Raw genomic sequence first — 15,877 nt, 5'->3', positions numbered from 1 at the left:
CCGGTGCTGTTTTTTTGTGTCCATAAAGAAAGACGCCACAGGATTTGTGGCGTTAGGAGCAATTGATGAACCTGTTCAGAATCGATTCCAAACGACAATATCATCGACAGGGAAGCGGGGAGTTTGACGGGCGGGTTTTGCCGCTTTTCCCACCGCGATGAGCATAACGGGAAGATAGCGGGAAGGGATGGAAAAGGCATCGATCAGCCGCGCTGCATTGTAACCACCCATCGGGCAGGTATCATAGCCTTGGGCTTTGGCAGCAAGCATCAGTTGCATCGCGGCGAGGGAGGCATTACGGATTGCTTCATCACGGGCGAGTTGGGGCTGGGTATAAGCTTTTTCGATTTGGTCAATAATCCCGCTTTTCACTTGTTCCGTGAGGATTCCGGCTTCTACATCCGAGGAGAATACAGCTTCAGCGTTTTTATTAGCTTCCAGGTCTCCCAAAACGGCGATGACCACGGATGCTTGTACGACTTGCTGCTGATTGTAGGCAATCGGGAGCAGCTTTTCTTTTTCCGCCGGATCATGGATCGCGAGGAATTTCCAATGTTGCAGGTTCCAAGAGGACGGGGCTTTGATCGCCATCTCGAGGAGGTCTGTAATTTCTTGTTCGGACATCGTCGCGTTGGAATCGTAAACTTTAACCGAGTGGCGTTCCTGGATGACGGTGAAAAAATCCTGCTGGGTTGATGACATGTAATAACCTCCAAAGGGAATCAAATCACTTACTTTTTATTATATAATAACTTTTTACCGGCCATCATGCTAGTTTTTTTCTGTCAGTTCCTTTCACCGGTTCTATCGATGATTTGGTCAACGATGCGATCCCGTTCGGTATCGGCGGTTTTCTTGGAGATGGTTTGCCGGGATTCCATTTCGTCGACAGCTTCGTGTTCGGCGTAAAGGGCAGCCCGATGAGCGTCCTGTCTTTGTTCCTCCAACAGTTCCGGATGGTTTTGATACAATTCCTCCAACCGACGGCGATCCCGATTTTGCCGTTCTTCATAGTGCCGATCTAACTCCTCGAACAATACCGGGGATAGGGTGGCCTTTTTTTTCATTTCCCTCAATTCTCTCCGTGCCCTATTGGAAGCCTGAATTCCGACCAGACTGGTTTCATACTCCTCTAAGGCCCGGTCTGCCCGTTTGACACCGAGGAAGCGTACCAAAGGCTGAATTGTTAACCCCTGAACGATTAGGGAAAATAGGACGACCCCATAGGCCATCACCAGGATGGACTCCCGCCCAGCAAAACCAGTCGGGAGTGAAAGAGCTAGGGCAATGGAAAGAGAGCCCTTCAGTCCGCCCCAGTTCATAATGTGCCTCCAGGAAGCCGGAACGCTTCCCACAGGCAGGAGGCTGACATAGACAGCAACGCTGCGAGCGATCAAGACGACGATCACAGCCAGTCCGATCATTCCCCATTTATCCGACAGGTTGATTGCTGTCACTTCCAATCCAACCATGAAAAAAACCAGCGAGTTGGCTAACAGAGCCATCACATCCCAGAAGGTGCGGATGGAAAGTTTCGTTGTCGGGTTCATGCCGATTTTTGCCCCGAAATTTCCATAAATCACCCCGGCTGCAACAACGGCGATCACTCCCGACACATGGAAAGCTTCAGCCACGAAGTAAGCGCCGTAAAACAGGATGACGGAGAAAACAATTTCAAGGGGATAATCGTCGTAAAAGCGGGTCATCTGGGACAAGATCCACGACAGGGCCGAGCCGATCACGAGCCCTCCCAGGACCACCTTTAGAAACTCGAGTAGAGCCATCCCCGCCCCGAGAGTGCCTGCCTCCAGGTAGGTAAGCAACCCAGCAGAAGAGATGGTGAACAGAACGACGGCGATGCCATCATTGACCAAGCTTTCCCCTTCCATGATTGTAGAAAGCTTTCGGTTGACCCCCATACTTTTGAAGATGGATAGGACACTGACCGGGTCTGTCGCCGCCATCAGGGCGGCAAAGGTAAAGGCGACGGTTAACGGTAGGCCGATCCAAGCCGTTGTCAGCCAACCGGCCATCCCGTAAGCGATCAGAGTTCCGGCGAGGGCGAGAATCAAGATGGGCTTGTGGTTCTCCTTTAGGTGGGTAAAAGGTAATTTGAGAGCCGCTTCTCCCAGCAAGGCGGGAAGAAAAAGGGACAGGACGGCGAAACGGAAGATTTCTGCTTCACCGATGAAAGCCTTTAGTTCCTCCAATCCCGGAACAGGGGCTAAGCCAATCAGGGTACCAACCACGACCAGGGCGATCGGATAAGCCAGATTCAATTTTTTGGCGATGGCCGTAATCCCCGCTGCAATTGTCAATAACACCAGGGTTAGTTCAAAAGTGGTTTCCATTTCTCCTCTCCTTACCGCCAGGGAATACCGGCGTTCTCCTGAATGAGCTTTTAGTCTATCCTGCGGGATGCTTCTGATCAAACCTTCCCTGCCTAAGGATACGTAAAAACAATTATAAAGAAAAAAATAGCAAAAGAAAACGCTGAAGCCGTTACGATTCGAATAAAGATGGCATGATGTTTGCTTGAATCCAGGGTGAATGTTTATAAAAAATATTTACCCTTATTGATTTATCGGAAAAGGGAAGGAGTGAAAAAAGGATGAGCCGGTACATTCTTGGTCGATTCGGTTATATGGTCGTGACGTTTTTCGTGATTGCGACGCTTTCCTTTTTTATGATGGAAACCCTTCCGGGATCCCCTTTTAACGATGAAAAACTGACCCCCTCACAGAAAGAAAGGCTATACGAGCGGTACGGATTAGATAAGCCGATGGCGATTCAATATGTTCTTTATATGAAAAATCTGCTGAAAGGCGATTTAGGTGTGTCTTTCCAATATGATGGGCGTTCGGTTTCTCAAATGATTGGGGAAAGAATCGGAGCATCGGCAATTTTAGGTGCGCAGGCGTTGGTCTTAGGTACGGTGTTGGGGTTATTATTGGGGATTTTCGCTGCATTACGTCATAATACCTGGCTGGATTACGCATGTATGATTGCTGCGGTGCTTGGCCTTTCCATTCCCTCTTTTGTTTTTGCGGGGCTGTTGCAATATTGGGTCGGAGTACGATTGGGGTGGCTTCCGGTTGCCTTTTGGGAAGGGGTTGAGTATTCGATCCTCCCGACGCTTTCCTTATCGGTTTTTGTTATCGCCACCATTGCCCGGTTTATGCGGATGGAAATGTTGGAAATCATGGGGCAGGATTATATTCTCTTGGCCAAGGTAAAGGGGTTAAATGATGCGAAAACGGTGATTCGTCATGGGATACGGAATGCCATGATCCCGATCCTTACCATTCTAGGCCCGATGACCGTGTCTTTGATGACCGGAACCTTGGTCATTGAAAAAATTTTCAGTGTGCCGGGGTTAGGGGAACAGTTTGTGAAATCGATTATGACCAATGACTACCCTGTGATTATGGGAGTGACGCTATTTTACAGCATATTGTTTATCGGCATCATTTTAGTGGTGGATGTTTTATATGGGTGGATTGACCCGAGAATTCGTTTGGCGGCGGAAAAGGAGTGAGGAAGGTGAAAAAATCGGTTGAACCAGTCAAGCTCCCTCCCGAAGACGATCTGTTTTGCTTGGCCGACAGAAAGTGCTGGGGCAGTGAAGAAAGGGTTTCCAGGGATCCCTTTACCTTCTGGCAGGATGGATGGAAGCGCTTGCAAAAGAATAAAGCGGCGATCTTCGGACTGGCGGCCATTCTTCTCATTCTCCTTTTGGCAATCTTCGGGCCCTTTTTTAATGAATATGGTTTTGATGATCAAGATGTAAGACGGGCGAATCTTCCCCCTAAAGCCCCCGTCCTAGAACACCTTTCATGGTTCGGATTCGATGGGATCGATAGCCGGGGAACCGACCGATATGAAAAACAAGATGTATCGGGATATTTCTGGTTTGGAACAGATGAGCTGGGAAGGGATCTCTGGACACGGACATGGGAAGGTACGCGAATCTCTCTGTATATCGCGTTTCTGGCCGCATTGATCGACTTGGTAATCGGGGTGGCTTATGGCAGTGTCTCGGCCTATTATGGTGGCCGCGTGGATAATATCATGCAGCGAATCATCGAGGTGCTGACGGGGGTCCCCAACCTGATTGTGGTAATCCTATTGATTTTGATATTGAAGCCCGGGATTGTTTCTATCACCTTGGCTATGGTCATTACAGGGTGGATCGGGATGGCCCGGATTGTGAGAGGGCAAATCTTAAAACTGAAGAATCAGGAATTTATCATGGCATCGAGAGCCTTAGGGGCAAAAGATCACCGGTTGATCTGGAAGCATCTCATTCCCAATACCTCGGGGCCGATTATTATCACCACCATGTTCACGATACCCAGTGCGATCTTTACAGAAGCGTTCCTCAGTTTTATCGGTTTAGGCTTACAACCCCCTATTGCTTCTCTAGGCACGCTCGTAAATGACGGGTACAAGATTCTACGTATTTATCCTCATATGATGATTGTTTCCTCTCTGGTGATCAGTATTATCATGGTTTCTTTTAATTTGCTGGGAGACGGCCTTCGCGATGCATTGGACCCAAAGCTAAAGAAATAATGAAATCTCTAAAGAGACGGGAGGGGAAGAGATGATGGACACACTGTTGGAAGTGAGAGATCTCCGGATTTCCTTTGATACTTATGTTGGGGAAGTTCAGGCGGTTCGAGGGGTTTCGTTTGATTTGAAAAAAGGGGAGACCCTGGCTATTGTAGGGGAATCGGGATCGGGGAAATCGGTGTTATCAAAGAGTATCTTGCGCCTAGTACCTCAACCGTCAGGCAAAATCAAGACCGGGAAGATTTGGTTGGATGGAGAGAATTTGCTGACTCTCCCCAAGCGTAAAATGGAGAGGATCCGAGGGGCAGAGATCTCCATGATCCTGCAAGATCCGATGACTTCATTAAATCCAACGATGACAATCGGGCGGCAAATCATGGAGAGTTTGCGAATTCACCAACAATTCGACCGTCGGAAAGCAGCGGAAAAGGCGGTCGAGTTGTTGAAGCGAGTGGGCATTCCCTGGCCGGAAGGGAGGATGAAGCAGTACCCCCATCAACTTTCAGGAGGTATGCGGCAACGCGTGGTGATTGCCATCGCTCTCGCATGCAATCCGAAAATTTTAATCGCCGATGAACCGACGACAGCTTTAGACGTGACGATTCAGGCGCAGATTTTAGAGCTGTTAAAGGAGATACAGAAGCAGCTGGGAATGTCCTTGATTTTTATCACCCACGATCTCGGAGTTGTGGCCCATATGGCGGATCGGGTGGCGGTGATGTATGCGGGGAAAATCGTGGAGATCGGAAAAGTGGACGAGATTTTTTATAACCCGAAACATCCTTATACATGGGGGTTGTTGGCCTCTGTTCCAGACCCTGGCTCCAGTAAGGATTTGGCGGCGATCCCGGGCTCTCCTCCAGACCTTCTCCATCCGCCCCAAGGAGACGCCTTTGCCTTGAGAAATGAATACGCGATGAACATCGATTTTCGCATGGAGCCCCCGATGTTTCCGATCACAGAAACCCATTATGCTGCTACGTGGCTTCTGCATGACAACGCACCCCCTATCGACCCTCCAGCTCTATCGGCAAAAAGGAAGGACCAACCGGCATTACAATCGGATACGAACAGAGAGAGACCGGTAGCCAAGGTACCGCTGTTGCAAGTCCGGAATTTAAAAAAGTATTTTCACGTTGGAAATCAAGTGATCAAAGCGGTAGATGATTTGAATTTTGAGATTTACAAAGGGGAAACTTTCGGTCTGGTCGGAGAGTCGGGTTGCGGGAAGTCGACTACCGGTCGGATGCTTATGCGCCTGTACGATAAGACGGAGGGTCAAGTGATTTATGACGGAGTTGAGATCCATGGAACAAAGACGGAGGAATGGTCTAGACGGTTTCACCGTAGAGCACAGATGATATTTCAGGATCCATACTCGTCTTTGGACCCGCGTCAGACGGTGGCGGATATCGTGGCGGAAGGGATGGATATCCACGGTTTAGCGAAGGATCCGGAAGAACGTTTGAAAAAGGTGTATCATTTGCTGGAAACGGTTGGGCTGAGCCGGGATCATGCTTACCATTATCCCCATGAATTTAGCGGGGGACAGCGGCAGCGGATTGGTATCGCCAGGGCATTGGCAGTGGAGCCGGAGTTTATCATTGCCGATGAACCAATTTCCGCCTTGGATGTCTCGATACAGGCACAGGTGGTAAACTTGCTGAAACGGCTGCAAAAAGAGCGGGAGCTGACTTATTTATTTATCGCTCACGATCTCTCTATGGTGCAATACATCAGTGATCGGATCGGAGTCATGTACCGGGGACGGTTGGTTGAACTGGCCCACAGTGATGAACTCTGCCTGAACCCGATTCATCCATACACCCAATCTCTTCTCTCAGCCATTCCTTTACCGGATCCAGAATACGAGAGAAGCCGAAAACGCAAATTTTTTGATGCTGAGAGTTATATGGGGGAAAAGGAAGAACGTACTTTTCGCGAAGTTTCCGAGGAGCATTGGGCCCTCTGCACCGAAAGGGAGTTTGAACGATACGTCGCACAGTCTCGGGAAGCGCCTGTATTATTTCCATATTGAACAACTGAGCAAAGCAAAGACGCCTGTATTTGACAGGCGTCTTTGCTTTGCAGGGGGGCTATTTACTTTTCAATAACCGTCCATTTGTAGCTGGCTTCCACCGCCAACGGGTGGGAAACAAACCCCTTGACGTAAGGTTTCATCAGCTGAGCTTGCCCGGTTTGGAACATCGGGGAGATCACCGTATCGTTTTCCACTAGGATCTGTTCTGCTTTTTGAAGCCGAGACCATCGTTTTGCGGGGTTTTTCTCATTTTTGGCTTCGTTGACAAGCTGATCAACTTTGGGATTTTTATAGTCGGACCAGTTGTATGGGCCGTTAGAAACAAACAGGTCGACAAAGGTGATGGGATCTTGGAAATCCGGATTCCAGCCAGAATAGGAAAGTTCATAATCCATTTTTGTTTCCAGAGCAATCTTTTGCTTATTGGGTTGCCGGTTGATGGTTAAAGACAAGCCGGGTAAATTTTTCTCCAATTGGTTGCGGATGTAGGATGTGATGGTTTTGCTCAATTCACCGTCATAAGATAACAGTTCCAGCTTCACCTGTTTTACGCCTAGTTCTTTTAACCCTTTTTTCCAATGATTTTTTGCTTCTTGGACGGTCCCCGTGTTGAAATTTCCATATTTCGCACGAAAGTCTTTGCCTTTTGGGCCGGTGACAAAGTTTTGCGGCACCAAGTAGAAGGCAGGGAGGGAACCGTTGTTCAGTATCCGGTTGGCCATCTCTTTTTTGTCCCATCCCATGTCAATCGCTTTTCGGATGTGTTTGTTGTTTAAAAACCGATTTTTTTGGTTCATCCGGATAAAGTACATTTCTGGTTTTTTCATGGTGCTGTACTCCGGGCTGTCTTGGTATTGATCCACAAAATCGGCGCTTAAATTCACCTTATCGATATGACCCGCTTCATATAGGTTAACAGCGGTGGATGTATCCTTAACGACTTTGACTTCCACTTTCTCAAGCTTAACGGTATCTGCATCCCAATAGGTGGGGTTCTTTTTTAATTCCCACCCTTCTTCATGATTCCAGGTGCTTAAGACAAAGGGTCCGTTGAAAATCAAGTGTTTCGTTTCTAATCCATATTTGTCCCCCTGTCGTTCGACAAAGGCTTCATTTTGCGGAAAGAAAGACGGGAAGGCCATCAAGCTGAGAAAATAGGGAACGGGCTTTTCTAATTTCACTTCCAAGGTGGAGTCGTCTAGGGCTCTTACTCCCAACTCATCTACTTTTCCATAGAGGCGGCTTTCTTTGTCCTGAATAGCAGCCGCGTTTTTGATGTCGTTAAAGAGGTAGGCGTAGGCTGAAAGGGTATCCGGGTGCAGGGATTTTTTCCATGCATAGATAAAATCTTGTGCGGTTACGGGAGTTCCGTTGCTCCATTTAGCATTTTTCCGGAGGTGAAAGGTATAGGTTTGGCCATCCTTGCTTTTTTCATAGGATTTCGCAATGCCAGGAATGGGCTTGCTGTCTTTTCCGAAACGGTAAAGTCCTTCGAAGGTGTTGTTGATGACACGCTGGGACAACACATCCAAGGTTCCGGTGGAATCCATGGTGGGGATTTCATTTCCAGCCGTAATGCGGAGCACTTGCGGTTCCTTTGAAGAGGTAGCTTCCGGATTTCCTCCATAACATCCCACAAGAGCAATCATCAAGGCGAAGACGACCATCGAGAGGAAATGCTTCAGTTGCGACGGATTCAATATGTAAATCAGCCTCCTTGGCGGAAATTTCTTCTATTACCATGCAATCATCCTGCCAACAGCACATTCTTGTATGGAAGAGAAGAGAAGGGAGGGTATGTATGGATCGTTAGACAAAATATGTCTAACTGAATAGATCATGTCTAGATGTTTGACGCGGGTCACTGAAAGTAAGCCATGGCATGGGAGTAGGGTGGCGATTGGGATCTGGAAATATAGACTTGTTTGCGTTACAAACTAAAAACAAAACATGAATCCCATTTCCCTTACCAAATCCAAATACATACATGGATCACCCACCAGCGGAGATACTGAATGGTATCAGATTGACCTGTTGCGAGAAGGAGGGTTATAGATGTTCGACCAGTGGTTAGAGCAGGTGAAACAACACCTCGAAAAGATCGAAGAGCAATATCCCGGCTCCGTCGACCCGGACCGTTCACGGCTCAGGGAAGAGTTCCACCAAATCCAGCAGGTTTGTGATCATGTACTGGAAGGGTGGATCTCGCTAGAGGAACGGGTGTCTTCTCTTTTGAACGAAGAGCCTGATCTGGCTGCTGAAGAGGAAGAAGTGGGGGAAGAGTTTTGGCTGGACGGGCAGGTAGTACGGTCCTTCCGGGAAGGTCAGGGATATTATCAATTGAAGATGTTTGGAGAAGCGAAGCCTTACTTTGATCAAGTTGTCAAAGAAGCTCCTGATTTCCTCTTAGGTCGTGTTTATCTGGCCCTGAGCGATTTCCAACAACGAAAATGGGATGATGCCTTCCGGGAGTTCCACCTTGTGGCGGAAACATCGGATCACCCTCGATTCGCTGCCTTCGCACGTCATATGCTGGGTTGTGTTCATGTGCAACGGGGAGAGGATGAAAAGGCGATCCGGCAGTTTGATAAGGCGCTCACTCTCAACCCGGAGAACGGAGATGCCTGGTTTAATCTTGGCGCTTGCCAGTATCGCCTTGGACAATATGCTGAGGCAATTCCTTATTTTTTCCATGCGCTTCACCTTGATCGGGACGATTGGGAAGCAATGTATTATCTGTCCTGTTGCTATAAAGAAGCAGGGGAGTGGGAAGGAGTTCATTTTTGGAGAAGGGCTGTATATGAAAAAACCAATAGCCCAGCCGTGATGGAAACGATCGCCCAGGATTTCGAGGAATCCGGAGATGTGGAAGCAGCCCTCCGATGGTATCGAAAGCTGGCCGCTACAGATCCCAAACGAGCTTCCGCTTATCATGGGATGAGTTGGAGCCTCTGGCTGAAGGGGTGTCAGGAGGAAGCCCTCCTTGTTCTGCAGAAAGGATTGACGATAGATCCGAGGAATCCGGATACGCTTTTCACTTATGTCTGGTATCTCTTGCAACAAGGAGACCTGGGTCAGGTGGAAAAGGCATTGGCCAAATTGCCTGAAGAGATGATGGCCCACCCCTTATGGATGATGCTTCGGTCCCGGCTTTTCGTTCACTGCCAGGAGTTTGACCGGGCTGAGGAAGCAGCCCGAAAGGTGGTTCACCATCAAGATCCTTTCACACGCTCCTTGGGCCATTACCAACTGGGCCGGATTTTTTTGGACCGTAAACAGATTCATGAGGCGGCCGGGGAGTTTCAGAAAGCACAACAGCTGTCCCCTCACTGGAAAGAACCTCTCTTTTACCAAGGACTGTGTCATCTCCTCGATGGGAAGATCGATGGAACAAGGCAGTGCTGGGAGCAGATTTCTCTGGCTGTTCACACCCCGGCCCAATAGCAGGAGGTCAAAACTCATGCACACGATTTGGAAAGGGGCGATCAGTTTTGGACTGGTCAATATCCCCGTCAAAATGTTTTCAGCAACCAAGGATAAAAGCATTTCTTTCCGTAATCTCCACCGCAAATGCAAAACCCCGATTCAGTACACTCGGACCTGCCCAACCTGTAAAACGGAAGTTCCCTGGGAGGAAGTGGTCAAGGGTTATGAATACGCGGACAATCAGTTTGTGCTGATGGAGAAACAAGAGATCGAATCGATCATGCCGGAGAACCGCAAATCCATTGAAATTCTGGATTTCGTCCGGTTGGAAGAGATCGACCCCATTTATTTCGACCGTACGTACTACTTGGGGCCGGGAGACAACGGCAATCGGGCTTATGCTCTTCTGCGGGATGCGATGCAGGAGACGGGCAAAATCGGGGTGGCTCAGATCACGATTCGATCCAAGCAGTCCCTGGCGGTTGTCCGTGTATATAATCAATGTCTGGTGATCGAAACGATTTATTATCCAGAGGAAGTACGGGATGCCGGCCAAGTCCCGGAGGTTCCTAGAGAAATAGACCTTCCAGAGAAGGAACAGAAAATGGCTGTTCAACTAATCGATAACCTAACAGCGGAGTTTGATCCGGAAAAATACCAGGATGACTACCGACGTACGTTGGAGGAAGCGATCGCGAAGAAAGTAAAAGGTGAAGAAATCGTGGAAGCGCCTGAACGTCAGCCGGAACGGGTGGTCGATTTGATGGAAGCGTTAAAAGCCAGTCTAGAGCAGTCCGGAACAAAAAAGGGAAAAGGAGGCCGAAAAAAGAGCCCAACCAAGAAAAAGAAAGCCGCGGAGTAAACACGGCTTTCTTTTTCAGGGTATATCTTTGTTCCAGTAGCGGATATGGGTCCATTCCGAACTGGGCTGCCGGTCAACAATTTTCCCTTTGTCATCAATTTGGACATCGATTTTTCGGTAATGATCGATTCTCCAGTTCCCCTCCGTGCTGGTTCCTTCCCATTCCAGCTGGGTTTCCGTTCGAAGCGAAGGTTCAGCCGATTTCCCGGTGGCTGGTACTGCCTGAGGCAGTACGACGAGTTGGCGGGCGACAAGGAGTCCTCCCAACATTAAGTTTACAGCCACCACGGTTCCCAGCAAAACTTGGACCCAGCCGTTTTTGACGGATTCACCCATATGAGCCTCCCGAGCCGTTTTACTACATATCTATGGAAAGGAAGGACAAAAGATGCGGGAAAGGAGGTCCAGGGCTAAAGCCCGAATCATTCAAAACGGATGAAAAGGAGTGTATGCTTGTGAATATTTCCAAACTATTGGACGAATATAGAAAAGATCATCAACACCCCGTTAACCAGCTGACCCATGCCGTGGGAATTCCCATGATTGCCCTGTCGCTTCCCTGGTTTTTTTTCAACTGGAAGACGGCAGCGGTTTTGTTTGTCTTGGGCTGGATTCTACAGTTCGTGGGCCACCTGTTCGAAGGAAAGAAGCCCTCTTTTTTTCGGAATCCTGCCTTTTTGATCATCGGTCCATGGTGGTGGATGAAAAAGCGGCTGGGTAGAACGGATAAATCGGAAGATTCCCGTTCGCACAAAGAGGAGCAAAACCTCTAATCGATCCCAAGTAACAACCAAAGAGAAACAATCCCGACAGAGATCTGAAAAATCACTTCCAGCCAATTAGGCTGACTGATTTGAAAATGTCGGATTGTTTGAAACGCCGCACGGACGAGGATAATCACGAGGGCGATTTGAACCAGCAGGATCGGCATCATGCTCACCTCCACTGAAACTCTATGTTTCGTGGAGGTTTTTCATGCTTTTCGACAATGAGAAAGGACATACTGAAAGAGAACCCATGGAATCGGGAAGGAGGTTCATCATGCAGATTCCCACCATACGCCCGATGGAACCCGTTTCCCGTGAGGATGTGTTTCCCTCGGATGAGTGGCTGTATCAAGTTAAATGGGACGGAGTGCGTATGTTGGCCTATTTGGACGACGGGCATGTACGGTTGATCAACCGAAAAGGACGAGAGCGGACGGATCGCTATCCGGAAATGGTAACCGCTCTGTCGCGTCTCCCTTGCCGATCGGCGCTTCTCGACGGGGAGATCATCGCGATGAAGGGGGGGAGGCCTGATTTTTTCGAGGTGTTAAAAAGGGATCTCGCCTCCAATCGAAAGAACATCGACGGGCTCATCCAACGTGTCCCCGTCCATTATATGGTTTTTGACCTATTGGCACTGAAGGGGGCCACCCTTCTTGATCAGCCATTAACGGACAGACAAAGCTTGCTTGAGGAATCGGTGCCACAAGATCCCCAAGGAAAAATCCAGTTGACTGATAGTTTCGATGATGGTCCCTCCTTATGGAAAGCGACCCAGGCGAAGGGGTTGGAGGGGGTAGTCATGAAGAAGCGAGCAAGTGTTTACCATCCGGGGAAAAAGCACCCGGCCTGGCTGAAAGCGAAGCATTTCCGTAATCTGACAGCTGTGGCGGTCGGTGTTATCCCCGGGCCGGAAGGGGTTCACTCCTTGGTACTCGCTCTTGCAGATAAAGAAAAAGGTTGGCGTTACATTGGGCGGGCGGGGTCGGGTTTGAGCGGGGAGGAGCGCCAGATGCTGGCCGATTGGTATCCCCAGATATCCGTCAAGAATCCTCCCGTCTTCAACCCACCTTCGGATCCAGGGAAGGAAATCTATTGGATTCATCCCGCATTAGCGGTGGAGGTGCGTTATCTGGAGTGGACCCCTCATGCTACGCTTCGCTCCCCTACGATTCTCGGTTTTCAACGGGCATAAAAAAAACCGGCCACTGCCGGAAGGTTTTTTATTCTTACCAAAAGCGGCGCCGGAAGGGGAAGCCGAAAAAGGGGAACGGGCGAAAAAACGGAAACCCGAAAAAAGGGAAAAACGGGAATCCGAATCCAAATCCGAAGGGTGGAAAGAATTGTTGGGTATAGGCATCTTCCCCATAGTCAGGAAACCCTTCATACCCGGCCATCGGGTCGGGGTAATGGTTGACGGTCGGCCAGGTTTGAGTCGGATCGTAACCCGGATAGCCATTAAATCCAAAAGCCGGGTCCGCTGCCGGCAACATCTGCTCGTTTTCTTGTACCATCAAGTTCCCTCCTTATTCATTATCAGGCACAGTACACTCTATGTAGGTGTTTAGACCCTGGACGATTGTCCCGTGGGATTTGGGCTTAAAGGAGGATGAAACGTTGAACGAGGCGAAACTGGTTCATGTGGAAGGGCGGGAGATCCGGATCACTCATCCGGATAAAGTTCTTTTCCCGGACATCTCTATGACTAAATGGGACTGGATTCTCCATCTGACCCACCTTGCACCCTGGATTCTTCCCTATGCCCGGGACCGTTATCTGACGACTATCCGCTGGCCAGACGGCGTGGGAAGCGAGTCTTTTTATCAAAAGAACATTCCCTCCCATGCTCCCGACTGGGTGACTTCCGTCCAATCCGGTAATGTCCGGTATATTCTTCTGCAAGACACACCGACGCTGATCTGGCTGGCCAACCTCGCTTGTCTGGAGTATCATCTTTCTTTTGATACGGCTTCCTTTCCCGATCAACCCACTGAAATCGTGTTTGATATCGACCCCTCCGTCGAAGGGTTTGAACGGGTCATGGAAACGGCTCTTTTAACCCGTGAAGCTTTATTGGAGTTGGGCCTGGACGGCGTGGTCAAAACCTCGGGAGCGACGGGGTTGCAAATTTATGTCCCGATTCGACAAGGCTATCGTTTTGAGCAGACTCGCCGCATCAGTCGATTTTTAGCTGAGTATTTAGCTGGCCAGCGCCCGGATCTGATCACGTTGGAGCGAAAAGTGAAAAAGCGCGGGGAGAAGGTGTATTTCGATTACCTGCAACACTGGCGAGGAAAATCCCTCATTGCCCCTTACAGCACCCGAGCCCGGCCTGGTGCTCCTGTCTCTACCCCCCTTCGTTGGAGTGAATTAAAACCCAGCCTCACTCCACAAGCTTTCACTCTGAACACCATCCACCAACGTCTCACCTCCATCCAGGATCCTTTTCGAGCGGTAACCGATCCGGATCATCGGTTTAACTTGGACGACATTCTAGATTTTTTGGACCGCAAGCAGAAAGACTAACCCTGGAAAAACTTGTACCTTCGCCTATTTTAGGATATCGTGGGGTTACCTTACGCGGAGAAAGGAGACTAGGATCCGCCGATGAAACGCCTGTTTACACATGCCCACATTCTGACGATGATCGGAGACCCGAAACCGATCAAGGATGCATCCCTCTTGGTGGAAGATGGACGGATCGCTTGGATCGGGACCCAGATGTCTAAGGCGCCGAAAGCCGATGAAGTAATCGATTTAAAGGGCCGGCTTTTGCTGCCCGGCTGGACCAACACCCATGGCCATGCAGCCATGACTCTCCTGCGTGGTTTTGCCGATGATTTGCCCCTTCAAACCTGGTTGCAGGAACATATGTGGCCACTGGAAGCCCGTTTCAAAGGGGAGCAAGTGCGCTGGGGGACAGCTCTGGCAGTAGCGGAGATGATCCGTGGGGGGACAACCTGTTTTGCCGATATGTATGATCATATGGATGAGGTGGCACAAGTTGTTGAGGAGAGCGGAATCCGGGCCAGCCTCTGCCGTGGAGTGATCGGCCTGGGTACAAAAGAGGAGCGGGATCGAAAGCGGAGGGAGGCTTATCAATTTGCCCGGGATTGGCATGGGAAGGCGGAGGGGCGGATTACTACCATGATGTCCCCCCATGCTCCCTATACCTGCCCGCCTACATATATCGACGAAATCTTAGCTGACGCGACGGAGCTGGATCTACCTGTTCATATTCACCTAGCGGAGACCCGGGCGGAGGTCGAGCAAAATCGGAAAGACTACGGTGTACGGCCAGTGGAACATCTCCAAAAGCTAGGGGTTTTCAACCGGCCCACCCTGGTAGCTCATGCTGTCCACGTCACAGAAGAGGAGATCGACGTCTTAGCCGCCCATGATGTTAAGATCTCCCACAATCCCGGAAGCAACCTAAAATTAGGAAGCGGGATCGCCCCCATTCCGGCCATGTTAGCGAAAGGGCTACGCCCCTCTCTCGGAACGGACGGGGCGGCAAGCAACAACAATTTGGACCTGCTGGAAGAGATTCAATTGGCTGCACAGATCCATAAAGGGGTCACGATGGATCCGGAAGTGGTGCCCGCCTATACCGCCCTTCAGATGGGGACGGTTTTCGGTGCGGAAGCCCTTTTTCTCGAGGAAGAAATCGGGACGCTGGAAGTCGGGAAGAAAGCGGATTTTATTACGGTGGCTCTAGAAGCCCCTCACATGAAGCCTGCCCATGGTTGGGTTTCGTTGCTCGTTTATTCCGCTTCCCGTAATGATGTGCAGGATGTCTTTGTAGATGGGCGCCCCTTAATGCGCAACCGAGAACTTCTTACCATTGATGAAGAAAAAGTTATCCATGAAGCGGTCCGTGCGTTTCAAATGATTGTACCCTAAAAAAAGATTCCCGCCATCGGCAGGGAATCATTGGTGTGGGGTATAGGCAGGAGAAATAAAGTTACACTAGGACTAAATCAAACTTTCATGTCAATATCCAGATGGAAACGCAACGGGATCTCCAGAGTCTCGTCTGACCATCTGTGCCTTCTCGAGGAGGGGGATGCCCAGGTCTCAGCCTGTAGGTATCCCTGGATCCGTTCCAGCTCTTCACCGGTAAAATGGTTCTCCAGCCGATCACGGAGCCATCCCGGAGAAGATGTCGTATCCATGTGGCTCACCTCCTTGTGTCACTTATTATCA

At 49.6% G+C, this 15,877-nt stretch carries 16 protein-coding genes; 9 read left to right on the top strand and 7 right to left on the bottom strand.

What is annotated here, in order from left to right:
- Positions 1–75: 75 nt before the first annotated feature.
- Positions 76–702, bottom strand: coding sequence for a nitroreductase family protein (locus ACFOUO_RS14605; protein WP_380705881.1), 627 nt, complete (start codon positions 700–702; stop codon positions 76–78).
- A gap of 83 nt (positions 703–785) precedes the next feature.
- The gene (locus ACFOUO_RS14600) at positions 786–2,351 is read right to left on the bottom strand and encodes a cation:proton antiporter (RefSeq protein WP_380705880.1); all 1,566 of its coding nucleotides are present in this window, start codon (positions 2,349–2,351) and stop codon (positions 786–788) included.
- Between the two features lie 260 nt (positions 2,352–2,611).
- Here ACFOUO_RS14600 and opp3b point away from each other — a divergent pair, with 260 nt between their 5' ends.
- From opp3b to ACFOUO_RS14585, 3 genes are read left to right on the top strand one after another with little or no spacing between them, the layout of a single operon-like run.
- Positions 2,612–3,538: an oligopeptide ABC transporter permease gene (opp3b, locus tag ACFOUO_RS14595; RefSeq protein ID WP_380705879.1), complete on the top strand. Its 927-nt coding sequence runs from the start codon at positions 2,612–2,614 to the stop codon at positions 3,536–3,538.
- A 5-nt stretch (positions 3,539–3,543) separates the two neighbouring features.
- Complete coding sequence (gene opp3C, locus ACFOUO_RS14590; RefSeq protein ID WP_380705878.1) at positions 3,544–4,575, top strand: oligopeptide ABC transporter permease; 1,032 nt, start codon at positions 3,544–3,546, stop codon at positions 4,573–4,575.
- Between the two features lie 34 nt (positions 4,576–4,609).
- Positions 4,610–6,613 carry an ABC transporter ATP-binding protein gene (locus ACFOUO_RS14585; protein ID WP_380706262.1) on the top strand — a complete coding sequence of 668 codons (2,004 nt, stop codon included), beginning with the start codon at positions 4,610–4,612 and terminating at the stop codon, positions 6,611–6,613.
- Positions 6,614–6,675: 62 nt separating this feature from the next.
- Here ACFOUO_RS14585 and ACFOUO_RS14580 read toward each other — a convergent pair whose 3' ends face one another.
- On the bottom strand, positions 6,676–8,283 hold the full coding sequence (locus tag ACFOUO_RS14580; RefSeq protein WP_380706261.1) for a peptide ABC transporter substrate-binding protein: 1,608 nt from the start codon (positions 8,281–8,283) through the stop codon (positions 6,676–6,678).
- Positions 8,284–8,671: 388 nt separating this feature from the next.
- Here ACFOUO_RS14580 and ACFOUO_RS14575 point away from each other — a divergent pair, with 388 nt between their 5' ends.
- Positions 8,672–10,060, top strand: a complete 1,389-nt coding sequence (locus ACFOUO_RS14575) for a tetratricopeptide repeat protein (protein ID WP_380705877.1) — start codon at positions 8,672–8,674, stop codon at positions 10,058–10,060.
- A 16-nt stretch (positions 10,061–10,076) separates the two neighbouring features.
- Positions 10,077–10,904 carry a non-homologous end joining protein Ku gene (gene ku, locus ACFOUO_RS14570; RefSeq protein ID WP_380705876.1) on the top strand — a complete coding sequence of 276 codons (828 nt, stop codon included), beginning with the start codon at positions 10,077–10,079 and terminating at the stop codon, positions 10,902–10,904.
- Positions 10,905–10,919: 15 nt separating this feature from the next.
- On the opposite strand, the gene ACFOUO_RS14565 is transcribed toward ku, so the two are convergent.
- On the bottom strand, positions 10,920–11,240 hold the full coding sequence (locus tag ACFOUO_RS14565; protein ID WP_380705875.1) for a hypothetical protein: 321 nt from the start codon (positions 11,238–11,240) through the stop codon (positions 10,920–10,922).
- A 119-nt stretch (positions 11,241–11,359) separates the two neighbouring features.
- Between ACFOUO_RS14565 and ACFOUO_RS14560 the strand changes: the two genes are divergently transcribed.
- Positions 11,360–11,677 carry an Mpo1-like protein gene (locus ACFOUO_RS14560; protein ID WP_380705874.1) on the top strand — a complete coding sequence of 106 codons (318 nt, stop codon included), beginning with the start codon at positions 11,360–11,362 and terminating at the stop codon, positions 11,675–11,677.
- Here ACFOUO_RS14560 and ACFOUO_RS14555 read toward each other — a convergent pair.
- A complete protein-coding gene (locus tag ACFOUO_RS14555) occupies positions 11,674–11,835 on the bottom strand; it encodes a hypothetical protein (RefSeq protein WP_380705873.1) in 162 nt (53 codons plus the stop codon). The genes ACFOUO_RS14560 and ACFOUO_RS14555 overlap by 4 nt on opposite strands.
- A 110-nt stretch (positions 11,836–11,945) precedes the next feature.
- On the opposite strand from ACFOUO_RS14555, the gene ligD (ACFOUO_RS14550) reads away from it, so the two are divergent.
- On the top strand, positions 11,946–12,866 hold the full coding sequence (gene ligD, locus ACFOUO_RS14550; protein WP_380705872.1) for a non-homologous end-joining DNA ligase: 921 nt from the start codon (positions 11,946–11,948) through the stop codon (positions 12,864–12,866).
- A gap of 34 nt (positions 12,867–12,900) precedes the next feature.
- On the opposite strand, the gene ACFOUO_RS14545 is transcribed toward ligD (ACFOUO_RS14550), so the two are convergent.
- A complete protein-coding gene (locus tag ACFOUO_RS14545; protein WP_380705871.1) occupies positions 12,901–13,185 on the bottom strand; it encodes a hypothetical protein in 285 nt (94 codons plus the stop codon).
- A 103-nt stretch (positions 13,186–13,288) separates the two neighbouring features.
- On the opposite strand from ACFOUO_RS14545, the gene ligD (ACFOUO_RS14540) reads away from it, so the two are divergent.
- On the top strand, positions 13,289–14,197 hold the full coding sequence (ligD, locus tag ACFOUO_RS14540; RefSeq protein WP_380705870.1) for a non-homologous end-joining DNA ligase: 909 nt from the start codon (positions 13,289–13,291) through the stop codon (positions 14,195–14,197).
- A gap of 81 nt (positions 14,198–14,278) precedes the next feature.
- Positions 14,279–15,574, top strand: a complete 1,296-nt coding sequence (locus tag ACFOUO_RS14535) for an amidohydrolase family protein (RefSeq protein WP_380705869.1) — start codon at positions 14,279–14,281, stop codon at positions 15,572–15,574.
- 77 nt (positions 15,575–15,651) lie between these two features.
- Here ACFOUO_RS14535 and ACFOUO_RS14530 read toward each other — a convergent pair whose 3' ends face one another.
- A complete protein-coding gene (locus ACFOUO_RS14530; protein WP_380705868.1) occupies positions 15,652–15,846 on the bottom strand; it encodes a hypothetical protein in 195 nt (64 codons plus the stop codon).
- Positions 15,847–15,877 lie beyond the last annotated feature (31 nt).

It is taken from the genome of Salinithrix halophila, assembly GCF_042650125.1.
In the GTDB taxonomy this organism is placed as follows: Bacteria; Bacillota; Bacilli; order Thermoactinomycetales; family DSM-45169; genus Salinithrix; species Salinithrix halophila.
Note: the sequence above shows the minus strand (reverse complement) of the source record. Positions and strands in the feature narration are given on the sequence as shown.

Bases quoted from the DNA above. Each gene is read 5' to 3' on its own strand.
- ACFOUO_RS14605 (WP_380705881.1), bottom strand. From the start codon at position 702: ATGTCATCAACCCAGCAGGATTTTTTCACCGTCATCCAGGAACGCCAC.
- ACFOUO_RS14600 (WP_380705880.1), bottom strand. From the start codon at position 2,351: ATGGAAACCACTTTTGAACTAACCCTGGTGTTATTGACAATTGCAGCG.
- opp3b (WP_380705879.1), top strand. From the start codon at position 2,612: ATGAGCCGGTACATTCTTGGTCGATTCGGTTATATGGTCGTGACGTTT.
- ACFOUO_RS14585 (WP_380706262.1), top strand. From the start codon at position 4,610: ATGGACACACTGTTGGAAGTGAGAGATCTCCGGATTTCCTTTGATACT.
- ACFOUO_RS14580 (WP_380706261.1), bottom strand. From the start codon at position 8,283: ATGGTCGTCTTCGCCTTGATGATTGCTCTTGTGGGATGTTATGGAGGA.
- ACFOUO_RS14575 (WP_380705877.1), top strand. From the start codon at position 8,672: ATGTTCGACCAGTGGTTAGAGCAGGTGAAACAACACCTCGAAAAGATC.
- ku (WP_380705876.1), top strand. From the start codon at position 10,077: ATGCACACGATTTGGAAAGGGGCGATCAGTTTTGGACTGGTCAATATC.
- ACFOUO_RS14565 (WP_380705875.1), bottom strand. From the start codon at position 11,240: ATGGGTGAATCCGTCAAAAACGGCTGGGTCCAAGTTTTGCTGGGAACC.
- ACFOUO_RS14555 (WP_380705873.1), bottom strand. From the start codon at position 11,835: ATGCCGATCCTGCTGGTTCAAATCGCCCTCGTGATTATCCTCGTCCGT.
- ligD (WP_380705872.1), top strand. From the start codon at position 11,946: ATGCAGATTCCCACCATACGCCCGATGGAACCCGTTTCCCGTGAGGAT.
- ACFOUO_RS14545 (WP_380705871.1), bottom strand. From the start codon at position 13,185: ATGGTACAAGAAAACGAGCAGATGTTGCCGGCAGCGGACCCGGCTTTT.
- ACFOUO_RS14535 (WP_380705869.1), top strand. From the start codon at position 14,279: ATGAAACGCCTGTTTACACATGCCCACATTCTGACGATGATCGGAGAC.
- ACFOUO_RS14530 (WP_380705868.1), bottom strand. From the start codon at position 15,846: ATGGATACGACATCTTCTCCGGGATGGCTCCGTGATCGGCTGGAGAAC.